The following is a 16765-nucleotide window of genomic DNA, read 5'->3' as shown; positions in this document are numbered from 1 at the left end:
CCGATGGCTGAGGCAAGCTGTTCCGCCCTGCTGTTGTTCGGGGCCACCGGCGATCTTTCGCGCCGGATGCTGCTGCCCTCGCTCTATGCGCTGCACGAGGACGGGCTGATTGAGCCGGGCCTGCGCATCGTCGGCACTGCCCGGTCGGAGCATGATGACGCCGATTTTCGCGATTTCGCGAAGGCCGCGCTCGACGAGTTCCTGCCCGCCGACCGCAAGGACGAAACCAAGCTGGCGAGCTTTCTGGAACGGCTGGAATACCAGACGCTCGACGCGTCCGACATCGCCGGCTTTGCCGGGCTGGCGGAGAAGCTGGGCGATACCTCGTGCGGCCTCTCGATCTTTCTCTCGACCGCCCCGGCGCTGTTCGAACCGACCATTGCCGGTTTGAAAAGCGCGGGGTTGGCGCACGAAGGGGTGCGCATCGGCCTGGAAAAGCCGCTGGGCAACGATCTGGCATCCAGCAACCGCATCAACGATGCCGTCGCCGCCGCCTTCGCCGAAAACCAGATCTTCCGCATCGATCACTATCTGGGCAAGGAAACCGTCCAGAACCTGATGGCGCTGCGCTTCGCCAACATGATGTTCGAGCCGCTGTGGAACAGCGCCGGGATCGACCACATCCAGATCACCGTCAGCGAAACGGTGGGGCTGGAAGGGCGCAAGGGCTTCTACGACGATACCGGCGCCCTGCGCGACATGGTGCAGAACCACATGCTCCAGTTGCTGGCGCTGACCGCGATGGAACCGCCCGTCGATTTCGACGCGACCGCGATCCGCGACGAAAAGGTGAAGGTGCTGCGCGCGCTGCGCCCGGTGAAGGCCGACGAGATGGTGCGCGGCCAGTATCGCGCCGGCGCGGTGAAGGGCGAAAGCGTCAAGGGGTACGAGGACGACCTGGGCCAGCCTTCGGAGACCGAGACGTTCGTGGCGATCAAGGCGCACGTTGAGAACTGGCGCTGGCAGGGCGTGCCGTTCTACCTGCGCACCGGCAAGCGGCTGGGCGAGCGGCGCTCGGAAATCGTCGTCGAGTTCAAGCAGGTGCCGCACAACATCTTCGGCAGCCGGCTGCGCGCCAACCGGCTCGTCATCCGCCTTCAGCCCGAGGAATACGTGCGGCTGCAGGTCATGGCCAAGGAACCGGGGCTGGACCGGGGTGGCATCGTGCTGCGCGAGGTCAATCTCGATCTCTCGCTGACCACCGCCTTTGCCAAGGCCCGCCGCCGCATCGCTTACGAACGCCTGCTGCTCGATCTGATCGAAGGCCAGCAGACGCTGTTCGTGCGGCGTGACGAGGTGGAGGCGCAGTGGCGCTGGGTCGATGGCATCCGCAAGGTCTGGGCCACCGAAAGCATGGAAGTGAAGGGCTATTCCGCCGGAAGCTGGGGGCCGAACGCGGCAATTGCGCTGACCGAACGCGACGGGCGAAGCTGGAATGACTGACCCGCGCCCCGCTGAGGTGCGCTGGGCAGAGCCCGGCGATGCCGCCGCCGTGGCCGATCGCATCGCGGCGGAACTGGCGAAGCCGGGGCCGAAGCGGATTGCGGTGCCAGGCGGTTCCACCCCGGTAAAGGTGTTCGCGCTGCTGGCCGACCGCGCGCTCGACTGGTCCGGCGTCACACTTTGCCTCACCGACGACCGGCAGGTGCCCGATGACCATCCCGCCTCGAACTACGGCAAGCTCGTTGCCGCGCTGGGCGATAGCGGCGTGACCGTGGAGCGGTTGGTCGAAGGCGCTGCTGTCGCCCCGTTCGATCTGGTCTGGCTGGGCATGGGCGAGGACGGCCACGTCGCCTCGCTGTTCCCGCACATGCACGCGCTGATCCGCCCCGGCCCGGCGGTGATCGCCACCACGCCGGTGCCGCTGCCGTCCGAAGCGCCGTTTCCACGCCTCACGCTCAACCGCCGCGCGCTCAAGGCCACGGCCGAGATCATCCTGGTCATTACCGGCGCGACGAAAAAGCAGCTCGTCGAACGGGTGCTGGGCGGGGCGGACACTTATCCCGTTTCCGATTTCCTGCGCGGCTTCGGCCCGCCGGTCACGATCTACTGGAGCGCATGATGACCCTGAACCCGATCGTCGCCAAGGTCACCGACCGTATCATCGAACGTTCGCGCGACAGCCGCCGCCGCTATCTCGACCTGATCGTCCGCGCGCGCGAACAAGGGGTCAACCGCCCGATCCTGTCGTGCGGCAACCTTGCCCACGGCTTCGCGGCGAGCGGCGACGACAAGGCCACCATCCGCACCGGCAAGGCGATGAACATCGGCATTGTCACCGCCTATAACGACATGCTTTCGGCGCATCAGCCCTATGGCCGCTATCCCGAACAGATCAAGCTGTTCGCGCGCGAGGTAGGCGCGACGGCGCAAGTAGCGGGCGGCGTGCCGGCGATGTGCGACGGGGTGACGCAGGGGCAGGATTCGATGGAGCTGTCGCTGTTCAGCCGCGATACCATTGCCCTGTCCACGTCCGTCGCGCTCAGCCACGGCATGTTCGAATCCGCGCTGCTGCTGGGCATTTGCGACAAGATCGTGCCGGGCCTGCTGATCGGCGCGCTCCGCTTCGGGCATCTGCCGATGATGCTGGTGCCTTCGGGGCCGATGCCGACGGGCCTTGCCAACAAGGAAAAGGTGCGCATCCGCCAGCTCTATGCCGAAGGCAAGGTAGGGCGCGAGGAACTGCTGGAAAGCGAAAGCGCCAGCTACCACGGCGCGGGCACCTGCACGTTCTATGGCACCGCCAATTCCAACCAGATGATGATGGAGATGATGGGGCTGCACATGCCCGGCTCCAGCTTCGTCCTGCCGGGCACCAAGCTGCGCCAGGAACTGACCCGCGCCGCCGTCCACCGCATCGCCGGGATCGGCTGGGACGGCGACGACTATCGCCCGCTGGGCCACTGCGTCGATGAAAAGGCGATCGTCAACGCCATCGTCGGCCTGCTGGCGACGGGCGGTTCGACCAACCACGTCATCCACCTGCCCGCCATCGCCCGCGCGGCCGGCGTGCAAATCGACTGGAACGACATGGACGAACTCTCGCGCGTGGTGCCGCTGATCGCCAGCGTCTATCCCAATGGCGCGGGTGACGTGAACTACTTCCACGCCGCCGGCGGCATGCCCTACGTGATCCGTGAACTGGTGGCATCGGGCCTGGCCCATGCCGACATCCGCACCGTCTATGGCCAGTCACTGGCCGAAGGCGCGCAGGAACCGGTGATGGACGGCGAAACGCTGCGCTGGACCCCCGCGCCAAAGGCGAGCGCGGACGAATCCATGCTCCGCCCCGTGGCCACCCCGTTCCAGGCCGAAGGGGGCTTGCGCCTGCTCGAAGGCAACCTCGGGCGCGGCACGATCAAGGTCAGCGCGGTCGATCCGGCCCGCTGGACGATCGAGGCGCCGGTCCGGGTGTTCGATGACCAGAACCAGGTGATCGCCGCGTTCAAGGCGGGCGAACTGGAACGCGACGTGGTCGTGGTCGTCCGCTTCCAGGGGCCGGCCGCCAACGGCATGCCCGAACTGCACAAGCTCACGCCGCCGCTCGGCGTATTGCAGGATCGCGGCTTCAAGGTGGCGCTGGTTACCGACGGGCGAATGTCGGGCGCTTCGGGCAAGGTGCCGGCGGCGATCCACGTTTCGCCCGAAGCCAAGCTCGGCGGCCCGCTGGCCAGGTTGCGCGATGGCGATGTGGTGCGCGTCTGCGCTGACAGCGGCGAACTCGTCGCGCTCGTCGATCCGGCCGAATGGGCTGCGCGCGATGAAGCGATTGCGCCGGCCGAGGCGGTTGGCGTAGGACGCGAACTCTTCGCCCTGATGCGCCACCATACCGACCCGGCCGAACGCGGCGGTTCGGCGATGCTGTCGGCCGCAGGGCTCTGAAACGCACAAGCCGGGGATGGGGATGCAACTGGTCGCGGTCGATATCGGCGGAACGCACGCGCGCTTTGCCCTTGCCGAAGTGGAGCAGGGCCGCGTCGTCTCGCTGGGCGAGGCAGTAACGCTCAAGACCGCCGAACACGGCAGCTTCCAGCTTGCCTGGGAGGAGTTCGGCCGCACGCTTGGCACGCCCTTGCCGAAGGCGGCGGCGATCGCGGTGGCCGGCCCGGTTGGCGGAGAAATCATCCGCTTCACCAACAATCCGTGGATCATCCGCCCGGCGCTGATTCCCGAGAAGCTGGGCGCGGACGACTATGTGGTAGTCAATGATTTCGCTGCCGTGGCCCATGCGGTGGCGCAGGCCGCGCCGGAACATTTCGTCCACCTGACCGGACCGGATACCCCCCTGCCCGAAGAGGGGGTGATCAGCGTGGTCGGCCCCGGCACCGGGCTGGGCGTGGCGCAATTGTGGCGTTATGGCGGCACCTATCGCGTGCAGCCGACCGAGGGCGGCCATATCGATTTCGCGCCGCTCGACGGGATCGAGGACGCCATCTTCGCCCGCCTGCGCAAGCGCCACCGCCGCGTGTCGGCGGAACGCGTGGTCGCCGGCCCCGGCATCGTCGACATCTACGAGACACTGGCCGCGATCGAGGGCAAGCCGTTTACCCCGCGCACCGACAAGGAGCTGTGGACGCTGGGCATGGCGGGCGAGGACAGCCTGGCGGCGGCAGCGGTCGATCGTTTCTGCCTGTCGCTGGGTAGCGTGGCGGGCGATCTGGCGCTGGCGCACGGTTCGGCGGCGCTGGTCATGGCAGGCGGGCTTGGCCTGCGCATCAAGGACGTGCTGCTGACCTCCGGCTTCGCCGAACGCTTCCGCGCCAAGGGGCGTTTCGAAGGGATCATGGCCGCGATGCCGGTGCGGCTCATCACCCATCCGCAGCCCGGCCTGTTCGGCGCGGCGGCCGCTTTCGCGCAGGCACACACCCGCTGAACGGGCTTGCAAAGCGCGCGCCGCTCGCATAGCCCTTGCACTTAACCGATCGATTAAATCGGCTGGCGACCGGCCATCGCGCCGCGTGCGCCAAGCACGGAAGGGGTGTTTGACGATGGCTTACGAAACGATCCTGCTCGATGTCGCCGATGGCGTGGCCACGATCACGCTGAACCGGCCGGAACGGCTCAATGCCTGCTCGCTGCCGATGGCAGGCGAGATTTCCGACGCGCTCGATCATCTGGGCGATGCCCGCGTACTGGTGCTGAAGGGCGCGGGCCGGGCGTTCTGTTCGGGCGCGGACCTTCAGGCGCGCGGCGATCGCACCACCGGCGCGGGCGAGGGCAGCTATCTGGCGCTGCAGGGGCACTACAACCCGGCGATCATGAAGCTCGCCCGGCTGAACCTGCCGATTATCTCGGCGGTCAACGGCGCGGCGGCCGGCGTGGGCTGCTCGATCGCGCTGACGGCGGACTTTGTGGTGGCGGGCAAGAGCGGCTATTTCCTCCAGGCGTTCGTCAACATCGGCCTGGTTCCCGACGGCGGATCGAGCTGGATTCTCCCTCGCCTGATCGGCAAGGCCCGCGCCACCGAGATGATGATGCTGGGCGAGAAGATCGGCGCGGACAAGGCGCTCGACTGGGGTCTGATTCACAAGGTGGTGGAAGACGCCGATCTCGAGACCGAGGTATCCGCGCTGGCCACGCGGCTCGCTACCGGGCCGACGCTGGCCTATGCCACGATGCGCCGCAATATCCTGACCGCGCTGGAACACAGCCTGGCTGAAACGCTGCTGGCCGAAGCCGAGGGGCAACGCGTAGCCGGCAACAGCGCCGACGCGACGGAAGGCGGCCTCGCTTTCCTCCAGAAGCGCAAGCCCGCGTTTACGGGGCGCTGATCGGAAACCGGCGGGCACGACAGACGGGGGTTGCGGTCCGCGCCGCGATCCCCACAATGCGTCGATGCATCTCGATCATGATCCCGCCGCGCCGCCGGCCGAAGCCATAGCCTTCGACGATTTCCTGAAAGTCGACATCCGCGTCGGCACGATTATCCAGGTCGAACCTTTCCCGGATGCACGCAAGCCCAGTCTCAAGCTGTGGATCGATTTCGGCGCTGGGCTGGGTGTCAAGAAAAGCAGTGCGCAGATCGCGGCGCTCTATGAAGGCGAACTGCTGCTGGGGCGGCAGGTGGCGGCGGTGGTCAATTTCCCGCCGCGCCAGATCGGCAAGATGCTGTCCGAAGTGCTGACGCTGGGCTTCGCGGACGAGCAGGGGCGCGTGGTGCTGTTCTCGCCCGACAGGCCCGTGCCCGACGGATCGCGGCTGTTCTGATGCCGGTGATCTGGACCATCGGTTACGAACAGGCGACCGTGGCCGGGGTGATGGCCGCGCTCAACCGCGCGGGCGTGGACCTGTTGGCCGACGTGCGCGCCCTGCCGCTTTCCCGCCGCCCGGGCTTCTCGAAGTCCGCGCTGGCCGCCCACGCGCGCGAGGCCGGCATCGAATACCGCCATTTCAAGGCGCTTGGCACCCCTGCGGACGGCCGCGCCGCCGCGCGCCGTCACGATCATGCCGCGCTGGCACGCATCTACGCGGCGCAACTCGACCTGCCCGAAGCGGTGATCGCGGGCGCACAACTCGCGGAGCTGGCGCGCGAGCGCAAGATGGCCCTGCTGTGCTACGAACGCGCCGCCAGCGAATGCCACCGCACCCTGCTGCGCAAGGCGGTGCTGCCCGATTTTGAAGTGGTTGATCTGCTACCGGACGAGGCCGGCTGACGGCCGCTCAGCGCCGCGCCAGTTCCTCGTCCAGGAACGCGGCCACGTCGCCCAGGTCTACGTCCTTGGCCAGGAACGTCTCGCCGATGCCGCGCAGCAACAGGAAGGGCAGGGTGCCCGCGTCCATCTTCTTGTCGTGGAGCATGTGATCGGCCAACCGCCGTCCGTCGCAAGAGAGGTTCAGCGCGGCGAGCGAGGCGGGCAGGCCCACCGCGCCGATGTGCGCCGCCACGCGTTCTGCGTCCTGCCCGTTCATCAGCCCCTGCCGCGCGGAAAAGCGCGCCGCCAGCGCCATGCCCAGCGCCACGCCTTCGCCGTGGAGCAGGCGGTCGGAAAAGCCGGTTTCGGCTTCCAGCGCATGCCCGAACGTGTGCCCCAGGTTGAGCAGCGCGCGGACACCGGTAGTTTCCTTCTCGTCCTCGGCCACGATCCGCGCCTTGGCGGCCACGCTGCGCGCGATGGCATATTCGCGCGCGTCCGCTTCGCCCGCGAGCAGGCGGTTGCCGTTGGCCTCGCACCATTCGAAGAACGGCGCGTCATCGATCAGGCCATACTTCACGACCTCGGCATAGCCCGCCCGCACGTCGCGCGCGGGCAGAGTATCGAGCGAGAGCGGATCGGCCAGCACCAGCACCGGCTGGTGGAACGCGCCGACCAGGTTCTTGCCGGCGGGCGTGTTGATCGCGGTCTTGCCGCCCACGCTGGAATCGACCTGTGCCAGCAGCGTCGTCGGGATCTGGATGAAGCCGCAGCCGCGCTTCACGATCGCGGCGGCAAACCCGGTCAGGTCACCGATCACGCCGCCGCCCAGCGCCACGATATTGTCCTTGCGCTCGACTTCCTGCGCCAGCAGCCAGTCGATCACGCGGGCCAGCTGTTCCCAGCTCTTGGTAGACTCGCCCGCTGGCAGCACCAGCCAGCGGCTTTCGATCCCCTCGGAAGCGAACGAAGCCGCCACCGTCTCGCGCCAGCGCGCGGCGACGTGTTCGTCGGTGACGATGGCCACGGTATCCTTGCGCAGGAAGGGGCGGCAATGCGTGCCGGCTTCCGCCAGCAATCCGGCTTCGATCCGGACATCGTATGGCGCGCCGGCGATGGCGACGGGGATGGTGGCCATGCTGTTTTCCTACAACCAGTTGTCGATCGCCCGCAGGATGCGCACGGCAGTCACCTGATGCGGCTGGTTGCCGCTGGTAACGTGTATCGGCGCCTGGGCATAGGCGGGCCGGCGCTCTTCGCGCAGATTGGCAAGGATTTCACGAGGGTTGCCGCCGCGTAGCAGCGGGCGATTATCCTTGCGGCCAACGCGTTCCACCAGCGTGTCGACGTCGCTGTCCAGCCAGACCGCGATGGCGCGGTCGAGGATCAGCTGGCGCGTTTCCGCATCGCAGAAGGCGCCACCGCCGGTCGCCAGGATCTTGCGGTCGGCGGTCGCGCCCTCGCCCACGAGACGGGCGATCACCCGCCGTTCGCCGCTGCGGAAGTAAGGCTCGCCATAAGTCGTGAAGATTTCCGGGATCGACATCTGCGCCGCCCGTTCGATTTCCTCGTCCGCATCCACGAACGGCTGGTGAAGCATCGCCGCCAGCTTTCGGCCTACGGTGGTCTTGCCAACGCCCATCATGCCGACCAGCACGATCGGCCGGTCGATCCGGCGGGTGATCCGCGCCAGATCGGTACTGTTGAGCGAGGCGGCGTCTTGGTCCATTGCCGGGCCGCCTATAGTTGCGCTACTGCGCAGCGCAAGCGTCGCGCGGTTTCCGCGGGATGGCGCGCGTCAGGCAGCGGCAGGTGAGGTCGCGTGAACAAGGTATTGGTCGCTGGCGGCGTTGTCGCGCTTGTTGCGATAACGGCGGCATTGTTGGTGGTAGCATGGATCAGGGGCGGAGCGGAGCCGACACAATGGATCGAAGAGCCGGTAAACGCCCCGGGGACAGCACCGTGAGCCACGATACCCCGACAAGATCGAAGAACGGGCGTGCGTTCATGCATCGGTGGCGCCTTGCCTTGCTGGGCTGCGCCGCGCTGACCGGCATCTCGGGCATGGTTGCCGCGCAGGAATCATTGCTACCTCCCGGTTTCGATAGCGCGCCCGCCCCGGCGGCATCGCCCAAGTCCACCGCCTCGCGCCCAGCCACTTCAACTCCCGCTCAACCGGCGACGGCCCCTGGATCGGCCGCCTCCACATCGGTGCCGGTTGTCCAACCCGTTCCCGGCGCGCCGGCGGCGGCATCGGCGCCAGTCGACGACGGGCTGCTCGATGCGATCGACCCTGCGTTGCTGGACCAGCTGATCGCCAGCGCCACGCCCAAGTTCGATACGCCGGTCTCCAGCCAGCGCAGTTTGTCGCGGGTGGGCGTGATCGACGAACAGGACGGCGGTTTTCCCGCCACGTCCACCCATTTCCTCAACGGCGCGTTCGTCGAGGGTGTGATCGGCCGGATGAGCGGCAACCTGGTTTCGCGCTGGGGGCATATCCTGCTGCGCCGCGCGCTGGCAAGCCGGCTGGATACACCGGTCGGTATGAACGGCGCGGACTGGGCAGCCCTGCGCGCGCAGGCGCTGCTGCGCATGGGCGAGGCCGATGCCGCGCGCGCCATGGTGCAGGAAGTCGATAGCGGTTTCTATACCCCCGGGCTGGAGGATGCCGCGATGGGCAGCTACCTCGGCACCGCCGATCCGGTGGGCCTGTGCCCCATCACCGGGCTGACGGCGGCTGGGCGCCAGGGCTGGGACTGGGATCTCGCCCGCGCGATCTGTTCGGCCTTCACCGGCGATGGTCCGCCGGCGATGGCGCAACTCGATCGCGCGATGCGGCGAGGCGACGGCGAGAAGATCGATATCCTGCTGGCGCAGAAGTTCGCGGGCGCGGCATCGAACACGCGCCGTGCCGTCACGATCGAGTGGAAGGACGTCACCACGCTCACGCCGTGGCGCACGGGCATCTCACTTGCCACCGGGCTTGAACCCCCCCAAGACTTGCGCGCCAAGGCGGGGGCGGCCTATCAGTTCTATGCCGTTCGCGCACCCATGCTTTCCCTTGCCGCGCGCGCGACCGCAGCCGACGTGGGCGCCGGGCGAGGCATCCTGTCGAGCGCGGCGATGGTCGATCTCTATGGCGAGATCGCCGCGCAGGAAGATCCGGACAAGGCCTGGGGGCCGCTCGCCGACAAGCTGCGTACCGCGTACGTTGCGCCCGATGCGGATGATCGACTGGGCGCGATCAAGGAACTGTGGGGCGATGGCAGCGATCCTGATCGCGCCTATTCCCGCCTTGTGCTGACGGCCTATGCCGCCGCGCGGGTGGTGCCGGGCGATGGCATGGCCGATAGCGCCAGCGGCTTGATCGCCTCGATGCTGACCGCTGGCCTCGATCAGAACGCGGTGCGCTGGGCGCCCTATGTCAAGGCTGGTAGTGAAGCCTGGGGATTGCTGGCGCTGGCCGCGCCGAACGAGCTGTCGGCAGTGGACGCGGGAACGCTCGATACCTTCCAGTCCAACGATGACAGCACCGATCAGATGCGCTCGCGCTTTCTGCTTGCCGGGCTGATGGGGCTGGGCCGCATCGATTCCTCGGCCGCCACCACGCTCGCGGGCAAGCTCTCGGTGGACATGAACCGGCAGACCCGATGGACGCGTGCGATCGACGCGGCGGCGGAATCGAACAATCCCGCGCTCGTCGCGCTGCTTGCCGGTTTCGGGATGCAGGGCGTCTCGTGGGACCGGATGACGGCGGTTCACCTGTTCCATATCGTTTCCGCGCTGCGCCGGGTCGGCCTGGACGGTGAGGCCCGGATGATCGCGGCAGAGGCAGTGGCGCGGGTCTGATCCGGATGGCCGGCGCCGCCCTTTCCGCCGCGATGCCCGGCGGCCTGATCGGCGCGTTTCTCTCCATGCTTGCGGCGGAACGCGGCGCGGCCGCCAACACCATCGAGGCTTATCGCCGCGATCTGACCGGCGCGCAGGCCATCGTCGGCGATCTGGCTGGCGCGGACCGGGAAGCCATCGCCAGCCTTGCCGGGCACTGGGCCGAGCTTTCCCCCTCGAGCATCGCGCGCAAGGCTTCGGCGCTGCGCCAGTTCTACGGCTTCCTGATCGACGAGGGCCTGCGCACCGACGATCCCTCCATCGCCATGCCGCGCCCACGCGCGCGCCGTCCGCTGCCACGCCTGCTCGATCACGGGGAGATCGCCCGGCTGTTCGCCACGGCGGAGGAGGAAGCGGGGGCCGGCACGCACGATGGCGTGCGCATGCTTGCCCTGCTTGAATTGCTCTATGGGTCCGGCCTGCGCGCGACGGAACTGGTCTCGCTGCCGCTCGTCGCCGTGCCGCGCGATGCGCCGTTCCTGGCGATCACCGGCAAGGGCGGGCAGCAACGGCTCGTGCCCGTTGGTGCGCGAGCGGTCCGCGCTCTGGCGGAATGGCTGCGTCTGCGCCCGGCGGGCGGCCGCTTCGTGTTTCCTTCGCCGCGCGGCGGGCACCTGACGCGCGTGCGCCTGTTCCAGTTGCTGCGCGATCTGGCCGCGCGCGCCGGAATCGATCCCGAAAAGGTCAGCCCGCACGTGCTGCGCCATGCCTTCGCCACGCATTTGCTGGAAGGCGGGGCGGACCTGCGCGTGCTGCAGACCCTGCTGGGCCATGCCGATATCGCAACCACCCAGATATACACCCACGTCGATGCTTCGCGGCTTGTCGCGCTGGTCAACGAACGGCATCCGCTGGCCGCGTCCACAGGACGCGCCGCAGGACGCAGTTGACCACGGGCGCGCACCGCCCTAGCGCGTCTGCCATGATTTCGTATCTCGAATTCGAGAAGCCGGTCGCCGCGCTGGAAGCGCGCATCGCCGAGCTTCGGGAGACCGCGCAGAGCGGCGAACTGGACATCGCGTCCGAAATCCGGCGGCTGGAAAACAAGTCCGCCGAACTGCTGGCCAGCACCTACAAGGCGCTGACGCCCTGGCAGAAGACCCAGGTGGCCCGCCATCCCGCCCGCCCGCATTTCCGCGACTATGTCGAACGGATGTTCGAAGGCTTCATGCCGCTGGGTGGCGATCGGCTCTATGGCGAGGATCAGGCGATCATCGGCGGGTTCGCGCGGCTGGGCGATCGCCGGGTCATGCTGATCGGCCACGAGAAGGGCAACGATACGCAAAGCCGCATCCGCCACAACTTCGGCATGGGCAAGCCCGAAGGCTACCGCAAGGCGGTGCGCCTGATGGAACTGGCCAGCCGCTTCGGCCTGCCGGTGGTGACGCTGGTCGATACCTCGGGCGCGTTCCCGGGCGTGGAGGCGGAGGAGCGCGGACAGGCCGAGGCCATCGCCCGTTCGACCGAGGCCTGCCTGGCGCTCGGCGTGCCGATGGTGGCGACGATCGTGGGCGAGGGCGGTTCGGGCGGCGCGGTGGCGCTTGCGAGCGCCGAGCGCGTGCTGATGCTGGAACATGCGGTCTATTCGGTGATCTCGCCCGAAGGTTGTGCCTCGATCCTGTGGCGCACGGCGGAAAAGGCGCCCGAAGCGGCCGAGGCGATGAAAGTTACGGCGCAGGATCTGCTCGCGCTGGGCGTGATCGACCGGATCGTGCCCGAACCGGTGGGCGGCGCCCATCGCGATCCCGCAGCAACGGCGGCTGCTCTGTCGCAGGCGATCGCGCAGGAACTGGACGGGCTGGCAGGCAAGTCGCCCGATGCTCTGCGCACGATGCGGGCGGATCGTTTCCTCCGAATTGGTGCCTGATCCGTTCGTCGCGCTGGCGCGCGGGAACCGGATTTGGCACAGAAGATTTCGGTTTGCGACAAAGCGTCGCGGCATTTGCCGCAGCCGTTGCGATCGTGATTGTTCGAGGGAGATGCCATGAAAAGCCGAAACCGCCTGCGTCTTGCTGTTGCCGGACTGTCGGTTCTTGCGGCGGGCGTGGCCGGGTCTGCCATGCTGCCGGGCGCTCCCGTGCGCGCTCAGGCCAATGCCGTCCAGGCGATCAGCGCGTCCGACAAGAAGCAAGGCGCTGAAGCGCACCCCCAGCTCCTCCAGGAATACGGCGGTGGCCTGACCGGACCGCAGGCGACTTACGTCGAGTCCGTGGGCAAGACCATCGCCGTTCAGTCGGGCCTCAGCAACGCGCGTGGGGACTTCACCGTCACGCTGCTCAATTCACCGGTGAACAACGCCTTCGCTATTCCGGGAGGCTATATCTACGTCACCCGGCAACTCGTGGCGCTGATGAACAACGAGGCGGAACTGGCCGGCGTGCTGGGGCACGAAGTCGGCCATGTCGCCGCGCGCCACGCCGCAAAGCGGGAAAGCGCCGCCACGCGCAACACCATCCTTGGCGTGCTCGGTTCGGTGCTTTCCACCGCCGTGCTCGGCAATTCGGCAGCCGGCCAGATCGGCCAACGCCTGTTCTCCACCGGGAGCCAACTGCTGACGCTCAAGTATTCGCGATCGCAGGAAACCGAGGCGGACAATCTTGGCATCACGTATCTGGGCCGCGCCGGCTACGACCCCCGCGCAATGTCCACGGTGTTGCAAAGCCTGGCCAACCAGACCGCGCTGGACAGCCAAATCGCGGGGCAGGGCAATTCGGTGCCGGAATGGGCCAGCACGCACCCAGACCCCGCCTCGCGCGTGCGCGCCGCGTTGCTGCGCGCCGGGACCACCGCCACGGGGATGACCAACCGCGACACGTTCCTCACGCGCGTGCGCGGCCTGACCTATGGCGACGATCCCAATCAGGGTGTTGTCGACGGGCGCACGTTCACGCACCCGCAGTTGCGGCTCGCCTTCCAGGCGCCGGCGGGATTCTCGCTGGTCAACGGCGCCACATCGGTTGCGATTTCCGGCCAGTCGGGCAAGGGCGAGTTCGCATCGGGCAAGTACAGCGGCGATCTTTCTGCCTATGTCCGTTCGGTGTTCGCCGGGCTTTCGTCGCAGGGGCAATTCGCGCCCGATACGCTGCAGACGACCACGATTAACGGCATACCCGCCGCCTATGGCACGGCCAGGACCACCAGCAACGGTTCGACGGTGGACGTGGTGGTCTATGCCTATGACTGGGGGCAGGGGCAGGCCTTCCACTTCGCCACGATCAGCCAGGCCGGGCAGGCGGGGCAGTTCGATTCCATGTTCCGCTCGATCCGTCGCATCAACGCGACGGAAGCAAGCGCGGTCAAGGCGCGCAAGCTTGATGTGGTGACGGTGAAGAGCGGCGATACCGTGCAGTCGCTGGGCGCGCGCATGGCCTATACCGACAGGCCGGTGGACCGCTTCCTCGTGCTCAACGCGCTCACCGCCTCCAGCAGGCTGGTGCCAGGCCAGAAGGTCAAGCTGATCGTCTATTGATAGCGGGCGCTAAGCCACCTCAGGGCCCGCAAACAGAAATGGCCGGCGTGAAGCCGGCCGGTTTCGTTCGTGTGAGGCAAGGCGACGGACGATCAAATCGTCTTGGCCGCGGCCTTGGTGTTGGCGTTGTTCATCTTGCCCGACACCGTGTTGAAGGTGTTGGTCAGCGAGTTGCCGAGCGAACCCATCGCGGTGATGGCGGCGACGGCGATGAGCGCGGCGATCAGGCCGTATTCGATAGCGGTCGCGCCGTCTTCGTTCGCGAGCAGATCACGGAAAAGCTTCATGTCAGGTCTCCTTAAGCGTCTTCTTGTTCCCGACCCGCTCCTGTTGTCCCTGGAGCAGGTAGGGCTGAATTAGGCGGCATTTCCTAAAACGACGTTAATTGGATGAGGCGTTGGTCGATGCGTTCTCGACTGAATGCCACAGGGCAACCATCTGGTTGGTGAAGTTGTTCATGCCCCCAATAATGGCAAGCGCGATGAATCCCACCAGCAAGCCGTATTCAACAGCCGTGGCGGCGCTTTCATCGCGCATAATTTTATGCCGCAATTCCAACATATTACTTGGCCCCCGCGTCACGGTGGCGAAAGGTTACGGGATTGTTCCTAAAATTTGATTTACGAAAAGTTTCGGGCCTTTCAGCGGAGCCGGTTGTCGCGTCCTTTGCGATCCGCCAGTATTTTTAATCCGGAGTGGATCGATGCGAATTGTTGTTGCGGCAGCCATGATCGACGGGTTGGGCCGGGTCCTGCTCCAGCGCCGTCCGGAAGGAAAACAGCATGGCGGCCTGTGGGAATTCCCCGGCGGCAAAGTCGAAGCCGGCGAAGGGCCAGTCCAGGCGCTGATCCGCGAAATCGACGAGGAACTGGGTGTGGCTCTGTCGGCGGCTGATATCACGCCGCTGTCGTTCGCCCACGCAGATGATTCGAGTGGCACGCCGCCGATTCTGCTGCTGCTATACGTCTGCCGTCTGTGGAAAGGGGAACCGGTCTGTGAAAAAAATGCGATGCTGAAATGGGCAGGAAGACCGGAAATATCGACGTTTCCGATGCCGCCCCTGGATGTTCCGCTGGCAAAAGCGGTGCTTGCGTTGCTGAAGTGACTTGCCAACCCGGAATCGCTCTCCTAAAGGCGCGTCTCCCGGCGCCCGTAGCTCAGCTGGATAGAGCATCAGACTACGAATCTGAGGGTCGGACGTTCGAATCGTTCCGGGCGCGCCATTCCCCCGAAAGGGCGGAAATGTTCAGGCCGGCCAGGTTATCCTGGTCGGCCTGAAACGTTTTGGCGGTTCGCAATTCCGTCCTCCCGCTGCCTCTCCCGCCATGCCTCCCTTCCGGGCGCATGACGTACCCATCTGCATCCGCAGCCCTGTGACGGTTGATTCGGATGTTGCGGGCGCGCCGTCATGCGTCCAGCGCGTCTCCACTCCCTTGAAACGCCAAATTGAATTGTCTTTCATGCGATAATAACCAGATTGGTGTGAATAGCTATCCGGGAACGGGAGCAGTCCGGTTGGACGTTGCGGAATCCTCACAACTGGCTCATACGCAAGCCAAGCTTCGCACGATCGAAGCCGAGGCTGCCAGAAAAAGGATCATCGACTTGGCCAAGTCCGCCAGGCCCCGCGCCGCCAAACCTGCCGCTCCCGTCACCAAACCCGCAGCAACGCGCCGCCGCGCCGCCAAGGCCACGCCGCCCGCCGCCGCAGAGCCGGTGATCGCTTCGGCGGCGGATGAACCGCTCGACGAGGCCACGTTCGCGTTGCGCAGCCTGCAACAGGCCCACGCCAACAATCGCCGGTTCGAGGCGAGCGACGACGAACTGCTGCACTTCTACGAACAGATGGTGCTGATCCGCCGGTTCGAGGAAAAGGCGGGCCAGCTCTATGGCCTCGGCCTGATCGGCGGGTTCTGCCACCTCTACATTGGGCAGGAAGCAGTCGCGGTCGGGCTCCAGTCGGCGCTCAGCGAAGGGCATGACAGCGTCATCACCGGCTATCGCGATCACGGGCACATGCTGGCCTATGGCATCGATCCCAAGGTGATCATGGCCGAACTGACCGGGCGCGGCGCGGGCATCTCGCGCGGCAAGGGCGGGTCGATGCACATGTTCAGCACCGATCACAAGTTCTACGGCGGCCATGGCATCGTCGGCGCGCAGGTGCCGCTGGGTGCGGGGCTGGCCTTCGCGCACAAGTACCGCAACGATGGCGGCGTGTGCATGGCCTACTTCGGCGATGGCGCGGCCAACCAGGGCCAGGTCTATGAAACCTTCAACATGGCGGCGCTGTGGAAGCTGCCGATCGTGTTCGTGGTGGAAAACAACGGCTACGCCATGGGCACGGCGGTCAAGCGCGGTTCGGCCGAGACGCATTTCTACCGTCGCGGCACCGCCTTCCGCATCCCCGGCATCGACGTGAACGGCATGGATGTGCTGGAAGTGCGCCAGGCGGCCGAAGTGGCGCTGGAATTCGTACGGGGCGGCAACGGGCCGGTGCTGCTCGAACTCAAGACCTATCGCTATCGCGGGCACTCGATGTCCGACCCGGCCAAGTACCGCAGCCGCGAGGAAGTGCAGGAAATGCGCGAGAAGCATGATCCGATCGAGGCCGCGAAGACCGAGCTGCTGCAGCGCGGCGTGGCCGAGGACCGGATCAAGGACATCGACAAGAAAATCCGCCAGGTTGTGGCAGAAGCCGCCGATTTCGCCGAAAGCTCGCCCGAGCCGGCATTGGCCGAACTGTATACCGACGTGGTGGTGGAGCAGTACTGAC

At 66.7% G+C, this 16765-nt stretch carries 17 protein-coding genes and 1 tRNA gene; 14 read left to right on the top strand and 4 right to left on the bottom strand.

The features are described 5' to 3' along the window. The first annotated feature begins 3 nt into the window (after positions 1 to 3). From zwf to EH199_RS00900, 7 genes are all read left to right on the top strand, one after another. Positions 4 to 1443, top strand: coding sequence for a glucose-6-phosphate dehydrogenase (gene zwf / locus EH199_RS00930; RefSeq protein WP_124807400.1), 1440 nt, complete (start codon positions 4 to 6; stop codon positions 1441 to 1443). Next, positions 1436 to 2062, top strand: coding sequence for a 6-phosphogluconolactonase (locus tag EH199_RS00925; protein ID WP_124807399.1), 627 nt, complete (start codon positions 1436 to 1438; stop codon positions 2060 to 2062). Before zwf ends, EH199_RS00925 begins: the two co-directional genes overlap by 8 nt. Beyond that, entirely contained in the window at positions 2062 to 3882 is a 1821-nt protein-coding gene (gene edd, locus EH199_RS00920) for a phosphogluconate dehydratase (RefSeq protein WP_370449649.1), read from the top strand. The genes EH199_RS00925 and edd overlap by 1 nt, the downstream gene beginning before the upstream one ends. A 22-nt stretch (positions 3883 to 3904) precedes the next feature. After that, entirely contained in the window at positions 3905 to 4873 is a 969-nt protein-coding gene (locus EH199_RS00915; protein WP_124807397.1) for a glucokinase, read from the top strand. 115 nt (positions 4874 to 4988) lie between these two features. After that, positions 4989 to 5771 carry an enoyl-CoA hydratase-related protein gene (locus tag EH199_RS00910; protein WP_190287038.1) on the top strand — a complete coding sequence of 261 codons (783 nt, stop codon included), beginning with the start codon at positions 4989 to 4991 and terminating at the stop codon, positions 5769 to 5771. A 64-nt stretch (positions 5772 to 5835) separates the two neighbouring features. After that, positions 5836 to 6207, top strand: a complete 372-nt coding sequence (locus tag EH199_RS00905; protein WP_124807395.1) for a tRNA-binding protein — start codon at positions 5836 to 5838, stop codon at positions 6205 to 6207. Further along, complete coding sequence (locus EH199_RS00900) at positions 6207 to 6653, top strand: DUF488 family protein (RefSeq protein ID WP_124807394.1); 447 nt, start codon at positions 6207 to 6209, stop codon at positions 6651 to 6653. Before EH199_RS00905 ends, EH199_RS00900 begins: the two co-directional genes overlap by 1 nt. A 7-nt stretch (positions 6654 to 6660) precedes the next feature. Here the strand turns inward: EH199_RS00900 and aroB are convergent, their stop codons facing one another. After that, positions 6661 to 7770, bottom strand: a complete 1110-nt coding sequence (aroB, locus tag EH199_RS00895; protein ID WP_124807393.1) for a 3-dehydroquinate synthase — start codon at positions 7768 to 7770, stop codon at positions 6661 to 6663. A 9-nt stretch (positions 7771 to 7779) separates the two neighbouring features. Continuing rightward, positions 7780 to 8361, bottom strand: coding sequence for a shikimate kinase (locus EH199_RS00890; RefSeq protein ID WP_124807392.1), 582 nt, complete (start codon positions 8359 to 8361; stop codon positions 7780 to 7782). Positions 8362 to 8639: 278 nt separating this feature from the next. On the opposite strand from EH199_RS00890, the gene EH199_RS00885 reads away from it, so the two are divergent. From EH199_RS00885 to EH199_RS00870, 4 genes are all read left to right on the top strand, one after another. Beyond that, positions 8640 to 10481, top strand: a complete 1842-nt coding sequence (locus tag EH199_RS00885; RefSeq protein WP_124807391.1) for a hypothetical protein — start codon at positions 8640 to 8642, stop codon at positions 10479 to 10481. A 5-nt stretch (positions 10482 to 10486) separates the two neighbouring features. Beyond that, a complete protein-coding gene (locus tag EH199_RS00880; RefSeq protein WP_190287037.1) occupies positions 10487 to 11410 on the top strand; it encodes a tyrosine recombinase in 924 nt (307 codons plus the stop codon). 32 nt (positions 11411 to 11442) lie between these two features. Then, entirely contained in the window at positions 11443 to 12387 is a 945-nt protein-coding gene (locus tag EH199_RS00875; RefSeq protein WP_124807390.1) for an acetyl-CoA carboxylase carboxyltransferase subunit alpha, read from the top strand. A 117-nt stretch (positions 12388 to 12504) separates the two neighbouring features. Then, positions 12505 to 13989: a M48 family metalloprotease gene (locus EH199_RS00870; protein WP_124807389.1), complete on the top strand. Its 1485-nt coding sequence runs from the start codon at positions 12505 to 12507 to the stop codon at positions 13987 to 13989. A 92-nt stretch (positions 13990 to 14081) separates the two neighbouring features. Here EH199_RS00870 and EH199_RS00865 read toward each other — a convergent pair whose 3' ends face one another. Both EH199_RS00865 and EH199_RS00860 read right to left on the bottom strand, forming a co-directional pair. Next, positions 14082 to 14276, bottom strand: a complete 195-nt coding sequence (locus EH199_RS00865; RefSeq protein WP_124807388.1) for a Flp family type IVb pilin — start codon at positions 14274 to 14276, stop codon at positions 14082 to 14084. A 94-nt stretch (positions 14277 to 14370) separates the two neighbouring features. Continuing rightward, the gene (locus tag EH199_RS00860; protein ID WP_223806399.1) at positions 14371 to 14526 is read right to left on the bottom strand and encodes a Flp family type IVb pilin; all 156 of its coding nucleotides are present in this window, start codon (positions 14524 to 14526) and stop codon (positions 14371 to 14373) included. 166 nt (positions 14527 to 14692) lie between these two features. On the opposite strand from EH199_RS00860, the gene EH199_RS00855 reads away from it, so the two are divergent. From EH199_RS00855 to pdhA, 3 genes are all read left to right on the top strand, one after another. After that, positions 14693 to 15094: a (deoxy)nucleoside triphosphate pyrophosphohydrolase gene (locus tag EH199_RS00855; protein WP_124807386.1), complete on the top strand. Its 402-nt coding sequence runs from the start codon at positions 14693 to 14695 to the stop codon at positions 15092 to 15094. A 41-nt stretch (positions 15095 to 15135) separates the two neighbouring features. Further along, a tRNA-Arg gene (locus tag EH199_RS00850) sits at positions 15136 to 15212 on the top strand. A 541-nt stretch (positions 15213 to 15753) separates the two neighbouring features. Further along, on the top strand, positions 15754 to 16764 hold the full coding sequence (gene pdhA, locus EH199_RS00845; RefSeq protein ID WP_223806425.1) for a pyruvate dehydrogenase (acetyl-transferring) E1 component subunit alpha: 1011 nt from the start codon (positions 15754 to 15756) through the stop codon (positions 16762 to 16764). Position 16765 lies beyond the last annotated feature (1 nt).

The organism is Novosphingobium sp. LASN5T, from assembly GCF_003856955.1.
Classification (GTDB): domain Bacteria; phylum Pseudomonadota; class Alphaproteobacteria; order Sphingomonadales; family Sphingomonadaceae; genus Novosphingobium.
The sequence above is the reverse complement of the archived record's forward strand: the minus strand, read 5'-3'. Positions and strand labels throughout refer to the sequence as shown.

What these genes read in the sequence shown, in the direction of transcription:
- EH199_RS00870 (WP_124807389.1), top strand. Translation starts at nt 12,505, where the DNA reads ATGAAAAGCCGAAACCGCCTGCGTCTTGCTGTTGCCGGACTGTCGGTT.
- EH199_RS00890 (WP_124807392.1), bottom strand. Translation starts at nt 8,361, where the DNA reads ATGGACCAAGACGCCGCCTCGCTCAACAGTACCGATCTGGCGCGGATC.
- aroB (WP_124807393.1), bottom strand. Translation starts at nt 7,770, where the DNA reads ATGGCCACCATCCCCGTCGCCATCGCCGGCGCGCCATACGATGTCCGG.
- EH199_RS00900 (WP_124807394.1), top strand. Translation starts at nt 6,207, where the DNA reads ATGCCGGTGATCTGGACCATCGGTTACGAACAGGCGACCGTGGCCGGG.
- EH199_RS00865 (WP_124807388.1), bottom strand. Translation starts at nt 14,276, where the DNA reads ATGAAGCTTTTCCGTGATCTGCTCGCGAACGAAGACGGCGCGACCGCT.
- zwf (WP_124807400.1), top strand. Translation starts at nt 4, where the DNA reads ATGGCTGAGGCAAGCTGTTCCGCCCTGCTGTTGTTCGGGGCCACCGGC.
- EH199_RS00915 (WP_124807397.1), top strand. Translation starts at nt 3,905, where the DNA reads ATGCAACTGGTCGCGGTCGATATCGGCGGAACGCACGCGCGCTTTGCC.
- EH199_RS00875 (WP_124807390.1), top strand. Translation starts at nt 11,443, where the DNA reads ATGATTTCGTATCTCGAATTCGAGAAGCCGGTCGCCGCGCTGGAAGCG.
- EH199_RS00925 (WP_124807399.1), top strand. Translation starts at nt 1,436, where the DNA reads ATGACTGACCCGCGCCCCGCTGAGGTGCGCTGGGCAGAGCCCGGCGAT.
- EH199_RS00885 (WP_124807391.1), top strand. Translation starts at nt 8,640, where the DNA reads ATGCATCGGTGGCGCCTTGCCTTGCTGGGCTGCGCCGCGCTGACCGGC.
- EH199_RS00855 (WP_124807386.1), top strand. Translation starts at nt 14,693, where the DNA reads ATGCGAATTGTTGTTGCGGCAGCCATGATCGACGGGTTGGGCCGGGTC.
- EH199_RS00880 (WP_190287037.1), top strand. Translation starts at nt 10,487, where the DNA reads ATGGCCGGCGCCGCCCTTTCCGCCGCGATGCCCGGCGGCCTGATCGGC.
- EH199_RS00905 (WP_124807395.1), top strand. Translation starts at nt 5,836, where the DNA reads ATGCATCTCGATCATGATCCCGCCGCGCCGCCGGCCGAAGCCATAGCC.
- EH199_RS00860 (WP_223806399.1), bottom strand. Translation starts at nt 14,526, where the DNA reads ATGCGCGATGAAAGCGCCGCCACGGCTGTTGAATACGGCTTGCTGGTG.
- edd (WP_370449649.1), top strand. Translation starts at nt 2,062, where the DNA reads ATGACCCTGAACCCGATCGTCGCCAAGGTCACCGACCGTATCATCGAA.
- EH199_RS00910 (WP_190287038.1), top strand. Translation starts at nt 4,989, where the DNA reads ATGGCTTACGAAACGATCCTGCTCGATGTCGCCGATGGCGTGGCCACG.